Below are 16781 nucleotides of genomic sequence, written 5' to 3'. Positions count from 1 at the left end.
GAGCCTCCATGAAAAGCCCAACCATCCGCCGCTGGTCCGCGATCCACACCTGGACCAGCCTGATCTGCACGCTGTTCCTGCTGCTGCTCGCCCTGACCGGCCTGCCGCTGATCTTCCACCACGAGCTGGAGCACCTGCTCGGCGACGCACCAGCACTGCGCGCAATGCCCGCCGACACTCCGCACCTGGACCTTGAGCAACTGGTGCTCAAGGCCCAGGCCCATCGCCCTGGCGAGGTGATGCAGTACTTCGGCTACGACGAGGACGAGCGCAACGGCGTGGTCGCCATCATGGCCGCCACCGCCGGCACCGAGCCCAATTCGTCGCACACTTTCATGCTCGACGCTCGCACCGGCGAGGCCGTCGCCATGCCGTCCGCCAACAGCGGACTGATGATGACCCTGCTGCGCCTGCACGTGGACATGTTCGCCGGCCTGCCCGGCAAGCTGCTGCTGGCATTCATGGGCCTGCTGTTCGTCATCGCGGTCATCTCGGGCACCGTGCTCTACGCGCCCTTCATGCGCCGCCTGGCATTCGCCACCGTGCGCCACGAAAAATCACGGCGCCTGCGCTGGCTCGACCTGCACAACCTGATCGGCATCGTCACCCTGACCTGGGCCCTGGTGGTGGGCATCACCGGGGTAATCAGCGCCTGCGCCGACCTGGTCATCGCCGCCTGGCGCAACGAGAGCCTCGCCGCCATGGTCGCGCCCTACCGCGATGCGCCACCGCTGACAGCTCGCGCGCCGGCCAGCCACGTGCTGCAGATCGCCGCCGGGGCCGCGCCCGGCATGCAACCCGACTTCATCGCCTTTCCCGGCACGCGCTTTTCCAGCGAACACCACTACGCGGTCTTCATGAAAGGCAGCACCCACCTCACCTCCCACCTGCTCACCCCGGTACTGATCGACGCCCGTACCCTGGCGGTCACCGCCGTGGGCGAGCGGCCGTGGTACATGGACGCCATGGGCCTGTCGCAGCCGCTGCACTTTGGCGACTACGGCGGGCGCCCGATGCAGATCCTCTGGGCGGTGCTCGATGTGCTGACCATCATCGTGCTGGGCAGCGGCCTGTACCTGTGGTGGGGCAAGCACCGCCGGCCACAGACAAGGGAGGCACGGGCATGAGTCACAGGTCCCAGTCGACCGCGCGTATCTTCGCCTGGCCGCTGGCCATCGGCGTGCTGGGCGGCGTGGGCCTGTTCGCGGCATTGCTGGGCGATGGCGCCTGGGACGCGCTGTCCTGGCTCGGCCTTGGCCTGCCCGCGGCGCTTGGCCTGCGCGGCCTCTGGCCAAGGCGCAGGGGATGAACTAGCGGGTTACCGCCCGCGCTTGTCAGAAGCCCCCAACATGCCTGGCTCCCATTATTACCGGAGCCCTGGCATGACACCCCTGCAACGTTTCAAGTCGCGTGACACACAGCTGCAAGCACTCCTGCACCCAGTGCCCAGCCTGAAACAGGTGCTCGACGATACCTTGCCCGGACCGCGGCCGGAAGACGACTCACACGTCCGCGATCTGCTGCCTGACGGCCAGCTGCGCCCGCGGTTCCACGCCCGCCTGGCCGACTACTGGTCCGAACAGGATGCCCAGGGCACCCGCCGCCGCGACCGCCTGTTGCACCTTCGCCACGAACAGCTGCTCGACGAGATCGCCCTGCGCCTGGCGGATGTCACCCTGCCCCTCGAGCATGCCACGTCGCTGCGCCTTTGCCTGGAGCTGCCCCACGCCTGGCAGCGCCAGCACCTGCCCGCCGCGCAGCGGCCACAGGTGTACCGGCCGCTGCTCGACATCGGCTCACCGCACTGGCGCGCGTACCTGCCCGGCGCGTTGGTCATCGTGGCCACGGGCCCGACCGGGCAGATGCTCGACCAGCACGCCAGCGTCGGCCACGCCGTGCTCTGCACGCTGTCGCACGGGATCGAAGCCTTCGCCAGTCTCGCCGAGCTGCACACCGAAGTGTGCGAACGCCTGGACGATCCGCTGCAACGCGAGCCCATGCTGCGCCTGTGCAAGCGCCAGCGCGACCGGGACAACATCTTGCTCGCCGAGCGCCTGCGCTTCGACTGGTTCGCCGACAACCTGCTGGAAGAGCAGCTGGCGCACCTGCTCGAGACCCAGGCCGCACGGGTGAGCGAGGCGTGGATCAAGGCCTGGAACCAGGACACCCGCTTGCGTCTCGCGGAATTCGACGCCGTGCTGGCCAAGTCGATGGACCTGCTGCCAGACCTCGACAGCAAGCATTCCCTCTCCACCCGCTACGCCCTGCTGCTGGAAAAACACCTGCCCAGCTGGATGCGCAACAGTACTCCGCAAACGCTGACCCATATCATGCAGGCCATGCAGGCACTGGTGATCGCTGTGGAACGGGCGGGCGCGCCCGGCATCCTCACCGTCGAGCAGTTTCGCCAGCGCAATACCCTGCTCGCCTGGACCCGCCTGCGCCTGCGCGAACGCCTGAGCATTGATTGCGGCCAAGCGCTGGACCCGGCTGAAATCAAGGTCAGCGTCACCCTGGCCCGGCAAATCGGGCCCGTCATCAATCCGCTGATGCCCACCGGCTACATTCCAGCGGTCAGCCGACCGCAAGTCGGCGATACCGTGGAGCTGCTCAACGTCACCTACAACCTGGACGAGCTGGCGCTGCTGAATATTGCCTGGTTCGACGTCGACTACTGGCTGACCGCCCGCGTGCACTGGGCAGATGGCAGCGAGGTGGAGGGCGTGTCCCCTGCGGCCGTACGGCAGATGATCCGCGGGCTCGATGCTGGCAGTGGCTATATCCGTTACCTGAACACGCACCTTGTGGACTCCCCTGCCGGGCAGTGGCGACAGGAGGCTCACGGCCGTATCAGCCATGCGCGCATGCAGGCCGAGGCCGTCAAGGCCAGGTATGCCGGGCACTTTCTGGCCGACCCGCTCGAGCAGGGCTATCGCTGGGTCAAGACCATCCTGCATTACCCCGACAGCAACTGGCGGGCCACGGTGGAAGAACACCGGATCAGCGTGCGCCAGCTGGTGATCCAGGGTCATACGGTCCAGGGCGTGCTACTGCTCAACGCCGAGGTGCGAAGCATCAACTCGTTCGTGGTCTATGCACCGGACGCGCCCGACCGCCGGCCCTGGCGCGAGTACCGCAATACCCGGCACATGCTGCGTTCGCTGCGCGGCAGCGCCGCCTTGCGCGGCTATGTGGCCCAGCGCATGCCACTGGCAGACGCCACGCGCATCGAAACCATGCTACTCAAGGGTGGCCTGGGCCCACACGTGGCCCGCCCGGTCATCGACGGGAACCTGTTCAAGGCCTGCTACCTGGCCGAGGTCCGCGCGCTGATGTCGGTGGTCGACCAGAGCACCCGCAGCAACCTTGAGCTGCTCGGCGAGACGGCGCTGAACACGCTCTGGCTGCTGCTCGACCTGGTGAGCATCGCGCTGCCCAGCCGGCCACTGTCGGCACTGGCGTTCGGGCGGGCGGCCATCTCGGTGATCAACGGCCTGGAGGCGCTGGAGCAAGAGGACCGTGAGGAAGCCCTGGACCATGCGTTCAACGCGCTCAGCCACACGGTCGATGCGATCAACAGCTTTGCCGGCTCGACCGTCATGCGCCAGGCCATGCGCGGGGTCCCCAAGCCACCGTCCGCGCCGATCCCGGTGCATTACACCGCCAAGCCCGAGCTTCGGCACCTGCGCGATTTCAGCCATGGACAACAGGGCGAAGGCATCTTCGAACACCGCGCGTCGAGCCATGGCCTGCGCCAGTACTACATCCAGGACAAGCACGGCACGCATTATCAGGTTGCCTACGATGGCCAGCGCTGGCGGGCGGTCGACCCGCGCCAGCCCAATGCCTACCTCAAGGTGCCGGTGAAACGCTTGGAAAATGGCGACTGGGTGGTGGATTCACCGCTGCTCTGGTACGACGGGCTGCCGTACCTGGAGCAACTGTTCGCCGATTGCGCGCTGGCTGAACCGCTCGCGGGTGATCCCGTGCCTGGGCCCCAGGCCCTGTACTCGGCCGATGGCCAGCTGTACCTGCAGGCAGGGGCGCTGCAACTGCCGCTGCGCCGCCACTTGCTCGAGGGGCATTACCACCTGCGCCTTCCCGCCACCGCCAGCGGCGAGCGCACCGCCTGGGCGGTGCTGCGCTGGCAGGATGACACGTGGCGCATCCGCCTGCGCCAGGCCGGCCGCGCCAGCGAATGGCTGGCGCTGCCCGCGCTCTACCCGGTGATACGCGGCAGCAGCTGATCGAGGCGCTGGTGCAGGGCACTGCCCGCGGGCCAGTTGCGCAGCAGCCGTGCCCGGTCACGGGCAAAGGCAGGGGCGAAACTGAGCCCGGTGGCATGCTGGGTCATGGCATCCAGGTCGATCAGCGCCCATTGGCCGTCCTGCCAGAACAGGTTGTGGCCCTTCATGTCGCCATGGCTGATGCGCTCGCGGATCAGTTGTTGCAACAAGTCCTGCAGGGCCTGCAACTGCGCCTGGGGCACCTCGCCGCTGTCGACGTAGGGCGCGAAGCTTGCGACCAGGTCGGGGCCATCGGCGTACTCGGTCACCAGGTACGCCCGGCTGCGCAGGCCCATGACCCGCTGCTCCAGCACCGCCAGCGGCCTGGGCGTGGCAATGCCGAGAAACTCCAGGCGATGCCCTTCGATCCACGCATGCCAGGCCCGGCTTGGGCGCCAGAAGCGCTTGAACCAATGGGCGGTGTTCTTGATGTTGTAGCGCTTGAGCACGAGCGAACGCCCGTCCACCTCCACGCGCGCCACGCTGGCGGCGCCGCCGGTCTTGTACAGATGGCCCTGGTCGATCAGCGCATCGGCCTGTTCCAGCACGGGCAGCATCGCCGCGGCTTCCTTGCGGCGCACGGCGCGCAGGCCCGACAGGCTACGTTCGACGCTGAACAGCGTGCACTCGCGCCCGGCCTTGTCGAGGTAATCCTTCAGGCGCCAGCCGCGGACCTTGTCGACCTGCTTCTGCAAGGCCTCCAGCGGCAAGGCGTGCTCGGCGTTGGCCAGCAGGTAGTGCACCAGCAGCTCTTCGATGAAGGGCTCCAGGCGCTTGGGCAACTGGGCGAAGAACACCCCGAGGTTTTCCAGCACGCGCTGGCGCGACAGGTGCTGCCCCGGCTGCTCGGCCTTGATGCCTGCGCCGTCGATCAGGTACAGGCGGCCATCGCAGCGCAGCAGGTTGTCCAGGTGCAGGTCTTCCTGCCACAGGCCTTTGGCGTGCATCTGCGCAACGGCGGTCAGGGCTTCACCAAGCACCAGCTGCTGCTCGTCTGCCAAGGGCGGCAGGGCCTCGACCTCGGCCCAGGCGTCGCCCAGGCTCTGGGCCTCTTCAAGAAACTCGAACAGCAACCAGCCGCCTTCACCCTGCTCCAGGCCATCGGCCAGCAGCCGCGGGGTGGTCAGGTCCTGGGCGGCCATCAGGCGGGCGCCATCGCGCTCGCGCTGGAAGTGCCGCGGTGCGCTGCTGCCGACCAGCAACTTGGCCAGCACCGTCCTGCCCCGCCAGATACCGGCGCCGACATAACGCTGGCCCGGCAGTACGCGCAGCAGGCTGAGCAGCTGCAGTTCGGCCGGACCAGCCGCATCGGCCAGGGTTACCGACAGTGGCAACACCGGGGCACGCCCGGCATTCTTGAGTTCAGACAAACGCATCAGTGGGCCTCTTTTTCACGGCGGCGCTGCACCAGGCGCTGCAGCCAGTTGTCGACCAGGGCACTGTCCGCTGGCTGTTGGAGGTAGGTGGCGAGCAAGCAACGTACATCGCCCTCGCTCCAGGCACCCGCCCGGCGCAACAACGGCTCCAGGTCCTTGAGCCGGTCACGCTTGCCGAACAGCAGCGGCCGGGTCTTTTCCAGGTCGATCAGTTGCGCTTGCCAGCCGGTGCTGCGCTTACGCAGGAATATGTGCTTGGGGTAGAAACAACCGTGCATCTGGCCGGCCCTGTGCAGGGTTCGCGCCAGCTGCCCGCAGGCCTGCAGGATGCCTACCCGCTGCACGGCGTCGAGCTGCGGCCACCGCGCGAGCAGGCTGTCCAGGTCGCTCCAGCCGTCCAGGGCACGGGTCATGAGAATCGCGCGGCGCTCGCCAGCGACCCTGCGTTCACCGTAGAACACCGCCTGCAAGGCCGGAATGCGCAGCTGCTCGTAGCGGCTGATGTTACGAAACTCGCGGGCGAAGGTCGGCTCGCCGAACGGATGATGCAGGGTGCGGGTCAGGTAGTCGCTCTGGCGCTTGAGGTAGTAACCCTTGCCCTCGAGCTCCAGGCGATAGACGCTGCTCCAGCCGCCGCGGCCGGTGTTCGGTTCGTCCACGGCGTCGAGCTGCACGTTCCACAAGGCATCGAAGTCGGCAAGGCCATGACGCTGCAGCAGCGCCACATCGGTGCTGGCCAGGAAATCGCTCATTCGCGTCCCTCGAAGAAACCCACCACGAGCCGGATGCGCGTCTTGTCCGCCGCGTTCAGGCGCGCCTGCCTGCGGTATTGCAGGTAGAAACGCAAGCGCTGGGTTGCCGACAGGTGATATTTGGCGACCTTGTCCAGGCAGGCCAGGTCCTTGATGACCCGATGGCGCAGCATGAAGCCGCGCCAGAAGTCGCCGGTCGGGCAATCGATGAAAAATAGCGTGCCCCGGTCATCGACCAGCAGGTTGCGCCATTTGAGATCGTTGTGGGCAAAGTGATGATCGTGCATCACCCGCGTGTGCGCGGCCAGCTGGCGGCTCAGGTGATCGACCCAGCGGCGATCGGCCAGGCGCGGATCGTTGCGCTCGGCCAGCACCGACAGGTCCTCGGTGCGCGGCAGCTCGCGGGTGATCATCGCGCCACGGCCAAAGCCCAGGCCATTGCGCTCGAGCCCGTGGGCGACCACCTCGGCGGTGGGAATACCCCACTTGGCGAACTGCCTGAGGTTTTGCCACTCGGCCTTGATGCGCGGCCGCCCCACATATCGGCGCAGGCCTTTGCCGGCACCGGTGTAGCGCTTGACGTAGAAGTTGATGCCCTCGCGCTGTACCCGGATCACCTCGCTGAGCAGGTCGCGGGTCAGGCGTTCGCCCTCCAGTGCAAACACCGCATCGAGGCTGCCGAATTCCGTCGCCAGGGCCTCATAGCCAGGCGCCAGTGTCCAGCCCGCCATCAGAGCGCGTCCCCATAGCGTTGTTTACGCTCATAGAGCTTCTGCGCCTTGCCTTCGAGCCAGCTGAGCAAGGCGGCCTCCTCGGCCAGCACCTGGCGCAGCGGCTGCTGGAAGTAGCCACGCAGGAAGCGCAGCTTGTCGCGGCGGGTGAGGCCGATGTCGAGCGCCGAAAAGTACAGCGCCGCCAGGTCCTTGTCGCGCCAGCGCCGCGAGATGCTCGGGCGGGTCTGGGCGCGGTGCAGGTCGATCAGCGACAGCCTGAAGCCGTCGGCCGTCACCGGACGGTCGGTGTGCAGCAGGAAGTGGCAGATGTAGCAGTCGCGGTGGTTGACGCCGGCGCGGTGCATGGTGCCGGTCATCCTGGCCACTTCGGCGATCAGGGCCCGCTTGAGCCGTGACTCGGGTGGCTGGCGGACCCAGTCGAGGCTGAAGTCTTCCAGGCTGACGGTGGGCGCCAGCTCCTCGGTGACGATGAACGAATGCTGCGCGGCCGGATTGCTGCCGCGCTCGCCATAGGCCACGGCGGTCATGGTCGGCACGCCGGCCTGGTGCAGGCGCTCGATGGCGCGCCATTCCTGGCCGGCGCCGAGCACTGGCAGCTTGGCGCTGAACAGGTTCTTGAAGATCTCGCCCCAGCCGATGCCGCGGTGGATCTTGACGAAATAGCCCTTGCCCTCGACTTCGGTGCGCAGGGTACGGCGGCCTTCGAGCTCGCGGTACACCTCGCCCTGCAGGGCCTCGACGGCCTCGAAGGGATCGCGCTTGGCCCACAGGCGCTTGAAGGGTTCGGCCAGTATCAGTTTCATGCGCGCTCCGGAGCCAGGATAACGTCGGCGGCATGCTGCGGCATGCTGTACAGGTCGGCGCTGTCGGCGAACGACAAGCCATTGCGGCCCCAGTCGGCGCGGGCCTGGTCATCCTCGAGCATGCGCTGCAGATAGCCGTTGAGCTGCTGCTGCTCGAACGGGTCGTCGAGCACCAGGCCGCTGTCCGCCTGGGCGATGTAATGGGCATAGCCGCAGACGGCCGAGACCAGCACTGGCAGGCCGGCGACCAGGGCTTCTAGCAGCACGGTGCCGGTGTTTTCGTTGTAGGCCGGGTGGATCAGCAGGTCGGCACCGAGCAGGAACCGCGGGATATCGCTGCGGCCCTTGAGAAACTGCACCTGCTCGCCCAGGCCCAGGGCCGCGCTTTGCAGCTGGAACACCTTGGGATCGTCCTGGCCGATGACCATCAGCCGCGTGCGCTTGCGCAGCGCCGCGGGCAAGGCAGCCAAGGCCTTGAGGCTGCGGTCGAGGCCCTTGGTCTTGAAGCCCGAGCCGATCTGCACCAGCAGCAGGTCGTCATCGCCCAGGCCGAACTCCTTGCGGAAATCGGCGCGGACCTGCGCGGCATTGGCCGGTGCCCGACGGTCGTGGGAAATACCCGGCGGCAGCAGGTGGAAACGCTCGACCGGCGTGTCGTAGTGCTTGATGAACAGCGGCTGCTGCACCTCGGAAATCATCAGGATCTCGGTGCGGGCGTCCTTGGCGAACACCGCGCGCTCGTACTCGGCGAAGTGCCGGTAGCGGCCCCAGCGTCGGTACAGGCTGTTGCGCAGGTTCTGCGCCTTGTCCTCGAAACAGCCGTCGGCGGCGTAGTAGACGTCCAGCCCGGGCATCTTGTTGAAGCCGATCAGCCGGTCGACCGGGCGCTTGGCCAGGTCGGCCTCCATCCAGGCGCTGAGCTTCTCGTTGCGGCGATGGTTGAACAGCGCCTTGACCGGCGCCACCAGCACCTCGAAGCCAGGCGGAATATCGCCTTCCCAGATCAGCGTGTAGACGCGGATCCGATGGCCGCGTTTCTGGCATTCCAGGGCAATGCGCATGAAATCGCGTTGCAGGCCACCGAAGGGGAAATATTTGTACAGCACGAAAGCCAGTTGCATCAACGGACATCCTCAGCCAGCAGCAACGCGCTCAAGCGGCTCGCCACATGCTCGGGATTCAGGCGAGTGAAGCACAGTGGCCACTCGCGTTTGAGATCGTACCGGCGCAGGTCCTCGGCGCTCGGTTTGTAGGTGCATTTCTTCTGCATGCAGGGCGCGCAGGGGAAACTGCTGGCCTGGTGCACCTGGGACTTGCCATAGGCGCCGGTCAGGCCCGGGTTGGTCGGGCCATACAGCGACACGGTCGGCACATCCAGTGCCGCGGCCAGGTGGCCCAGGCCGGTGTCGACGGCAACGCACGCCTTGGCGCCCGCCAGCACGCGCGCAACGCCGGCCAGGTTCAGCTTGGGCAGCACCTGGCAATGCTCCAGGCCGTGGGCGATGCGCTCGGCGCGCGCCTGCTCGGCCGGGTTGCCCCATGGCAGCCGCACCTGCAGACCTTTACGGCCCAAGCGCTCGGCCAGCTCGCGCCAGTAGGCCTCGGGCCAGTGCTTGGTGGCCCAGGTGGTGCCATGCAGGAACACCACGTAGGGCGCGGCGGGCGGCAGTTGCAGGCGGTCCAGGTCGAGGCCGTAGTTGCCCAGCCCTTCGGGCAGGTCATAGGCCAGCGCCAGGGCGAACAGCGTGCGCACCCGCTCCACCGCGTGCTGCCCGACCGCGACCGACAGCGGCCGGTCGTAGAAGCGGCTTGCCCAGCCCTCGCGGGCCGAATAGCGGTCCAGGCCGGCCACCGGCGCCTTCACGTAGCGGGTCAGCCAGGCTGACTTGACCAGGCCCTGGGCGTCGATCACCAGGTCGTACTGGCGCTCGCGCAGGCGCTGCTTGAACTGGCGCCACTCTCCGCTCTTGAAGGTCTGCCAGAGGTTCTTGCGCCAGCGGCGGATCGCCACCGGGATCACCTGGTCGACGGCCGGGTGCCAGCTGGGGATTTCCGCGAAGCCCTCTTCCACCACCCAGTCGAAGCGGATGCCAGGGATGGCATGGGCTGCGTCGGTGATGGCCGGCAGGGTGTGAATGACATCGCCCAGGGACGAGGTCTTGATGATCAGTACCCGCACTCAGTCGACCTCGGCCATGACATCGATCAGGCCTGGGCCGTCGAGGCGTTGCAAGGCCGCGATCACGGCGTTGGGCTCGAGCAGGCGCAGGCAGTTGTAGTGGCCGAAGCGGCAGGTGCGGTCGAAGCAGGGGCTGCATTCCAGGCCCAGGCGCACCACCTCGACCTGGTCGGCCAGCGGTGGCGTGAAGCCTGGCGAGGTAGAGCCGTAGACCGCCACCAGAGGGCGGTCCAGGGCAGCGGCCACGTGCATCAGGCCCGAATCGTTGGACACCACCGCGGCGGCGCAGGACATCAGGTCGATGGCCTCGGCCAGGGAGGTTTCGCCGCTGAGGTTGACCGACTCCTCGCGCAGGCCCGGGATCAGGCGCTCGCGAATCGACTCGCCCACCGGGTGATCCTTCTTCGAGCCGAACAGCCAGACCTGCCAGCCTTCGCGGATCTTCGCCTCGGCGACCTGGGCGTAGTGCTCCGAAGGCCAGCGCTTGGCTTCGCCAAACTCGGCCCCGGGGCACAACGCCAGCACCGGACGGTCCAGTGCCAGGCCGAACTTGGCCAGGGCGGCATCACGGCTCTCGCCCTCGATGCGCAGGCGCGGCCGTGGGTAAGGCGTGGGCAGGTCGGTACCGTCCGGATAGGCCAGCGCCATGAAGCGCTCGATCATCAGCGGGTAGCGTGCCTTGTCGAGCTTGCGCACGTCGTTGAGCAGGCCCCAGCGCATTTCGCCGCGCCAGCCGGTGCGCCGGGCGATGCCGGCGAAAAACGGCACCAGCGCCGACTTCAGCGAGTTGGGCAGCAGGATGGCCTGGTCGTACTGGCCGACCAGCGACTTGCCGATGCGCCGGCGGGTGCCCAGCTCGAGCGCGCCGTGGCCGAGCGGAAAGCTCAAGGCCTGGCGCACTTCGGGCATGCGCTCGAGGATCGGGCGGCTCCACTCGGGCGCCAGCACATCGATCACGCAGTCGGGGTGACGTTGCTTCAGGCACTGGAACAGGGTCTGCGCCATCACCATGTCGCCTACCCAGCTAGGCCCAATGATCAGAATTCTCATGGTTCATCCAGAAACGGTCGGGGAGGCGCAGGCGACAGGACGACCTGGCCTCCCCTCTTTATATTCAGGCTATGTGGCGGGCAGTGTACCACGGGGTCCTGCAGTGACAGTTGGGGCGTGGCTGACCTCTTCGCTGGCAAGCCAGCTCCCACAGGTACAGCGCTGACATCAAGAACGGCGCTGTATCTGTGGGAGCTGGCTTGCCAGCGAAGAGGCCCACCCAGTCAACCCGGTCAGCTCAACCCCATCTCCGCCCAGATCCGCCGCACTTCCCTGCGCTCATCGGAAAACTGCGCCGCATCGATCACCCCCGCCTGTTTCTGCAGGGCCTGGCGGTGCGAGGCCGAGCGAAATGCCTTGTACACCTCGCGCAACAGCACGGCATCGCTGGCCGGCATCAGCCCGGCCTGCTCAAGCTCTTCGAGGATGCGGATATTGTCGGTCCAGCGCAGCAACGCCGGGTGATCGTGCGACCAGGCCAGCGCCGCGTACTGCACCATGAACTCGATATCGACAATGCCGCCGGCATCCTGCTTGATGTCGAACGGCACGCCAGGGTCGAAGGCATTGGCCGCCGTGCCCGCAGCGGTGATCCGGGTGCCCAGGCTGCCGCGCATCTTGGCGCGCATCTCGCTCACCTCGGCCTGCAACGTGGCCAGATCCCGGGCCTTGCCCAGCACCCGGGCGCGCACGCCTTCAAAGGCACTGGCCACCTGCGCGCAGCCCACCAGCACCCGCGCCCGCACCAGCGCCTGGTGCTCCCAGGTCCAGGCCTCGCTCTGCTGGTAACGCTCGAAGGCGCCGAGCGAGCTGACCAGCAGCCCGGCCGCACCAGAGGGACGCAAACGCATGTCCACATCGTAGAGCTGGCCAGAGTTGGTCTGGGTGGTCAGCAGGTGGATGATGCGCTGCCCGAGGCGTGTATAGAACTGCGCGCTGTCGATTGGCTTGGCGCCATCTGTGTCGGCCTGCGGATCGCCGTCGTGGATGAACACAAGGTCCAGGTCCGAGCCATGGCCCAGCTCGAGGCCGCCAACCTTGCCATAGCCGACGATGACGAAGCCAGGGTCGCACAGGCTGCCATCGCTGCGCCTGGGCTGGCCGTGGCGCGCCACGGTCTGGCGCCAGGCGAGTGCAAGCACCTGGTCGAGAATCGCCTCGGCCAGCCAGGTCAGGTAGTCGCTGACCTTCATCAACGGCAGGTTGCCGGTGATCTCCGAGGCCGCCACCCGCAGGCTGTGGGCCAGCTTGAAGTGACGCAGGGCTTCCATCTGCTGCTCAAGGTCGTCCTCGGGAATGCGTGTCAGGCGTTCGCGCAGCTCACTGGCAAGCTCCGGCGCCAGCGGCGGGCTGAACAGCCGGCCCTCGTTGAGCAGTTCGTCGAGCAACAGCGGGAAGCGGGTGATCTGTTCGGCAATCCAGGGACTGGCCGCGCACAGGGTCAGGAGCCGGCGCAGCGCGCCCGGGTTTTCGGTCAGCAGCACCAGGTAGGCCGAGCGCCGAGCCACGGCCTCGACCAGCGGCAGGACGCGCTCGAGCACCAGGTCCGGGTCGTCGTGCTCGACGGCCTGGGCCAGCAGCCGTGGGATGAACGCATCCAGCCGCTCGCGGCCAATGCGCTGCATCGAACGCAGCGCCGGGCTCGCTCTCAGCCCGGCAAGCTGGCGCAGGGCCTTGGCGGCATCGGCGAAGCCGGCTTCCTGCAGCTGGCGGCACGCGGCTTCCTCGTCCTGCGCCTGCTCCCACAGCGGCGACCACTCGCCACCGACCACCAGCTCGCTGTCCTCGCCTTCGTCTTCATCCGGGTCGGCGATGACCTGGCGGAAATGCCAGTCGATGCGTCCACGCCAATGCATGAGCTGGGCATGGAAACTGTCCCAGTCGGCAAAGCCGAGCATGTAGGCGATGCGCGCGCGGTCGGTGTCGCCGTCGGGCAGCATCTGCGTCTGGCGGTCGGCGATGGCCTGGATCGCATGCTCGGTGTAGCGCAGGAACGCATACCCCTCGCGCAGTTCGGCCACCACCGCGGGCGGCAGGTAGCCCTGGCCTTCGAGGGTCGCCAGCACCTTGAGCAGCGGGCGCTGCTGCAGGCTCAGGTCGCGGCCGCCATGGATCAGCTGGAAGGCCTGGGCGATGAACTCGACCTCGCGGATGCCGCCCGCGCCGAGCTTGATGTTCTCGGCCATGCCCTTGCGCCGCACTTCCTGCTGGATCAGCTGCTTCATGGTGCGCAGCGCCTCGATGGCCGAGAAGTCCAGGTAACGCCGGTAGACAAAAGGCTTGAGCATGTCTTGCAGTTGCGCGCCGGCCGCCTGGTCGCCGGCGACCACCCGGGCCTTGATCATGGCGTAGCGTTCCCAGTCGCGGCCCTGGTCCTGGTAGTACTGCTCGAGCGCGTTGAAGCTGAGCACCAGGGCACCCGCGGAGCCATAAGGGCGCAGACGCATGTCAACGCGGAACACGAAGCCATCGACGGTGACCGGGTCCAGCGCCTTGATCAACCGCTGGCCGAGCCGGGTGAAAAACTCCTGGTTGTCGAGCGAGCGCTTGACCCCCTCGGTCTCGCCACCCTCCGGGAACGCGAAGATCAGGTCGATATCCGACGAAAGGTTCAGCTCGACCGCCCCCAGCTTGCCCATGCCCAGCACCACCAGGTGCTGCGGCTGGCCGCTGCGGTGGCCGATCGGCGTGCCGAACTGCTGGCAATGGCGTGGGTACAGCCACTGATAAGCCTGGTCGATGGCGGCGTCGGCGAGGTCCGACAGGTCGCGGCAGGTCTCGCGCAGGTCGGCCTGGCGGGTCAGGTCGCGCCAGATGATGCGCACCTGCTGGCGATTGCGCTCGCGGCGCAGGTTGCGCGCCAGCTCGTCGTCGCTCTGCGCTGCCTGGGCCGCTGCCGCCACCTGGGCGCACAATTGGCCGGGGGCGAAAGCGCGGTCCATCTCGCCGCTTGCGAGCAGCTCGAACAGCACGCCGGGCTCACGCAGGGCCTGGTCGAGGACAAAGTCACTGGCCGCGGCAACCTGATCGAACTGGGCGCGGTGAACCTCGCCCACGCTGGCCAGGTCGAGCTCCGGATGAGCGCCCAGTGCCTCGCGCAAGGATTGCTCGTTACGCGTGAGCAGAGGCTGGAGAGCGGCAGGCAGGTCGGACGGCAAAGGCAGGCGCATGGTCTATCCTTGATCGGCGAGTTGGTGAGGGTTAGAGTCGGCCACGGGGGGACCGGACCACGGTTGGACTGTCATACAAAAGTTATTAATAGCTGGAAAAAGCGATTTACTGGCATCAACCATCAATAATCACCCGCCAAGAAGCCGTTCTTCACCACCGGTATCGTTTTTCCCCACAACCCGGGTAGCGGCAATACGCCGCTTTCCTGTAGTTTTACTACTACCCCCAAAATGCAAAAGCATGAAATGCGAGTGCATTTGTAGTAAAACTACACGGCGCCGGATCACACTCCGGTAATCCAAGAATTCATGACGTCTGCCCAAAAGGCCAGTCGCAAACTCAGGCAACCGATTCTGGAAGCCTTTCCGCCCTGGAGCAAGCCATGCAAGACCTCGATCCCGTCGAAACCCAGGAATGGCTGGACGCCCTGGAGTCGGTTCTCGACAAAGAAGGCGAAGACCGCGCTCACTACCTGATGACCCGCATGGGCGAGCTGGCCACCCGCAGTGGCTCTCAGCTGCCGTATGCGATCACCACGCCGTACCGCAACACCATCCCTGTCACCCACGAAGCACGCATGCCTGGCGACCTGTTCATGGAACGCCGCATTCGCTCGATGGTGCGTTGGAACGCCCTGGCCATGGTCATGCGCACCAACCTGAAAGACTCGGACCTGGGCGGACACATTTCGAGCTTCGCCTCCAGTGCCACCCTGTACGACATCGGCTTCAACTACTTCTTCCAGGCCCCGACCGACGAACACGGCGGCGACCTGATCTTCTTCCAGGGTCACGCATCCCCTGGCGTCTACGCCCGCGCCTTCATGGAAGGCCGCATCAGCGAAGACCAGATGAACAACTTCCGCCAGGAAGTGGACGGCAACGGCCTGTCCTCGTACCCGCACCCTTGGCTGATGCCTGACTTCTGGCAGTTCCCGACCGTCTCGATGGGCCTTGGCCCGATCCAGGCGATCTACCAGGCGCGCTTCATGAAGTACCTCGAAGCCCGCGGCTACATCCCGGCCGGCAAGCAGAAGGTCTGGTGCTTCATGGGCGACGGCGAGTGCGACGAGCCGGAATCCCTGGGCGCGATCTCCCTGGCAGGCCGCGAGAAGCTGGACAACCTGATCTTCGTCATCAACTGCAACCTGCAGCGCCTCGACGGCCCGGTTCGCGGCAACGGCAAGATCATCCAGGAACTCGAAGGCGTGTTCCGTGGCGGTGGCTGGAACGTCAACAAGGTGGTCTGGGGCCGTTTCTGGGACCCACTGCTGGCCAAGGACGTCGACGGCATCCTGCAGCGCCGCATGGACGAAGTCATCGACGGCGAGTACCAGAACTACAAGGCCAAGGACGGCGCGTTCGTCCGTGAGCACTTCTTCAACACCCCGGAACTCAAGGCCATGGTCGCCGACCTGTCCGACGACGAGATCTGGAAGCTCAACCGTGGCGGCCACGACCCGTACAAGGTCTATGCGGTCTACCACCAGGCGGTCAACCACAAAGAGCAGCCGACCGTCATCCTGGCCAAGACCATCAAGGGTTATGGCACCGGTGCCGGCGAAGCGAAGAACACCGCGCACAACACCAAGAAGGTCGACGTCGACAGCCTGCGTCACTTCCGTGACCGCTTCGACATCCCGGTCAAGGACGCGGACCTCGAGCACCTGCCGTTCTTCAAGCCTGAAGAAGGCAGCGCCGAGGCCCGTTACCTGGCCGAGCGCCGCGCCGCGCTGGGTGGCTTCGTGCCGCAGCGCCGTGCCAAGAGCTTCAGCATCCCGACCCCGCCACTGGAAACCCTGAAGGCGATCCTGGACGGCTCGGGCGACCGCGAAATCTCCACCACCATGGCTTTCGTGCGCATCCTCGCGCAGCTGGTCAAGGACAAGGAAATCGGCCAGCGCATCGTTCCGATCATCCCGGACGAAGCCCGTACCTTCGGCATGGAAGGCATGTTCCGCCAGCTGGGCATCTACTCGTCCGTCGGTCAGCTCTACGAGCCAGTCGACAAGGACCAGGTGATGTTCTACCGCGAGGACAAGAAGGGCCAGATCCTCGAGGAAGGCATCAACGAAGCCGGCGCCATGTCGTCGTTCATCGCTGCCGGTACCTCGTACAGCAACCACAACCAGCCGATGCTGCCGTTCTACATCTTCTACTCGATGTTCGGCTTCCAGCGTATCGGCGACCTGGCCTGGGCCGCTGGCGACAGCCGTACCCGTGGCTTCCTGATCGGCGGCACCGCCGGCCGTACCACCCTGAACGGTGAAGGCCTGCAACACGAAGACGGTCACAGCCACCTGCTGGCTGCCACCATCCCGAACTGCCGCACCTACGATCCAACCTACGGCTACGAGCTGGCGGTGATCATTCAGGACGGCATGAAGAAGATGACCGAAGAGCAACAGGACGTCTTCTACTACATCACCGT

12 protein-coding genes are annotated in these 16781 nt (G+C 66.5%); 4 read left to right on the top strand and 8 right to left on the bottom strand.

All coding sequences use genetic code 11. The features are described 5' to 3' along the window. The first annotated feature begins 8 nt into the window (after positions 1-8). The 3 genes from VJS90_RS01505 (at position 9) to VJS90_RS01495 (ending at position 4247) form a co-directional block, all read left to right on the top strand. Positions 9-1127, top strand: a complete 1119-nt coding sequence (locus VJS90_RS01505) for a PepSY-associated TM helix domain-containing protein (protein ID WP_324118373.1) — start codon at positions 9-11, stop codon at positions 1125-1127. Next, a complete protein-coding gene (locus tag VJS90_RS01500) occupies positions 1124-1309 on the top strand; it encodes a hypothetical protein (RefSeq protein ID WP_324118371.1) in 186 nt (61 codons plus the stop codon). Before VJS90_RS01505 ends, VJS90_RS01500 begins: the two co-directional genes overlap by 4 nt. A gap of 73 nt (positions 1310-1382) precedes the next feature. Beyond that, positions 1383-4247: a dermonecrotic toxin domain-containing protein gene (locus tag VJS90_RS01495; RefSeq protein ID WP_324118369.1), complete on the top strand. Its 2865-nt coding sequence runs from the start codon at positions 1383-1385 to the stop codon at positions 4245-4247. Here the strand turns inward: VJS90_RS01495 and VJS90_RS01490 are convergent. The 8 genes from VJS90_RS01490 to glnE all read right to left on the bottom strand — a co-directional run bounded on the left by VJS90_RS01490 (position 4220) and on the right by glnE (position 14350). Continuing rightward, positions 4220-5662: a lipopolysaccharide kinase InaA family protein gene (locus tag VJS90_RS01490; RefSeq protein WP_324118366.1), complete on the bottom strand. Its 1443-nt coding sequence runs from the start codon at positions 5660-5662 to the stop codon at positions 4220-4222. The two genes, VJS90_RS01495 and VJS90_RS01490, sit on opposite strands and share 28 nt — an antisense overlap. Further along, the gene (locus VJS90_RS01485) at positions 5662-6414 is read right to left on the bottom strand and encodes a lipopolysaccharide kinase InaA family protein (RefSeq protein WP_324118365.1); all 753 of its coding nucleotides are present in this window, start codon (positions 6412-6414) and stop codon (positions 5662-5664) included. Before VJS90_RS01485 ends, VJS90_RS01490 begins: the two co-directional genes overlap by 1 nt. Beyond that, positions 6411-7145, bottom strand: coding sequence for a lipopolysaccharide kinase InaA family protein (locus tag VJS90_RS01480; protein WP_324118363.1), 735 nt, complete (start codon positions 7143-7145; stop codon positions 6411-6413). The genes VJS90_RS01485 and VJS90_RS01480 overlap by 4 nt, the downstream gene beginning before the upstream one ends. After that, positions 7145-7951, bottom strand: coding sequence for a lipopolysaccharide core heptose(I) kinase RfaP (rfaP, locus tag VJS90_RS01475; protein ID WP_324118361.1), 807 nt, complete (start codon positions 7949-7951; stop codon positions 7145-7147). Before rfaP ends, VJS90_RS01480 begins: the two co-directional genes overlap by 1 nt. Continuing rightward, positions 7948-9072, bottom strand: a complete 1125-nt coding sequence (locus tag VJS90_RS01470; protein WP_324118359.1) for a glycosyltransferase family 4 protein — start codon at positions 9070-9072, stop codon at positions 7948-7950. The genes rfaP and VJS90_RS01470 overlap by 4 nt, the downstream gene beginning before the upstream one ends. Continuing rightward, positions 9072-10130: a lipopolysaccharide heptosyltransferase I gene (gene waaC, locus VJS90_RS01465; RefSeq protein WP_324118357.1), complete on the bottom strand. Its 1059-nt coding sequence runs from the start codon at positions 10128-10130 to the stop codon at positions 9072-9074. Before waaC ends, VJS90_RS01470 begins: the two co-directional genes overlap by 1 nt. Further along, entirely contained in the window at positions 10131-11180 is a 1050-nt protein-coding gene (waaF, locus tag VJS90_RS01460; RefSeq protein WP_324118355.1) for a lipopolysaccharide heptosyltransferase II, read from the bottom strand. It lies immediately after the preceding gene. Between the two features lie 233 nt (positions 11181-11413). Next, positions 11414-14350: a bifunctional [glutamate--ammonia ligase]-adenylyl-L-tyrosine phosphorylase/[glutamate--ammonia-ligase] adenylyltransferase gene (gene glnE, locus VJS90_RS01455; protein ID WP_324118353.1), complete on the bottom strand. Its 2937-nt coding sequence runs from the start codon at positions 14348-14350 to the stop codon at positions 11414-11416. Positions 14351-14733: 383 nt separating this feature from the next. Here glnE and aceE point away from each other — a divergent pair. Then, positions 14734-16781 (top strand): pyruvate dehydrogenase (acetyl-transferring), homodimeric type (aceE, locus tag VJS90_RS01450; protein ID WP_324118351.1); only part of this gene is annotated, 2048 nt, incomplete at its 3' end.

Origin of the sequence: Pseudomonas sp. (genome assembly GCF_035277045.1) — a bacterium.
Classification (GTDB): Bacteria; Pseudomonadota; Gammaproteobacteria; order Pseudomonadales; family Pseudomonadaceae; genus Aquipseudomonas.
Note: the sequence above shows the minus strand (reverse complement) of the source record. Positions and strands in the feature narration are given on the sequence as shown.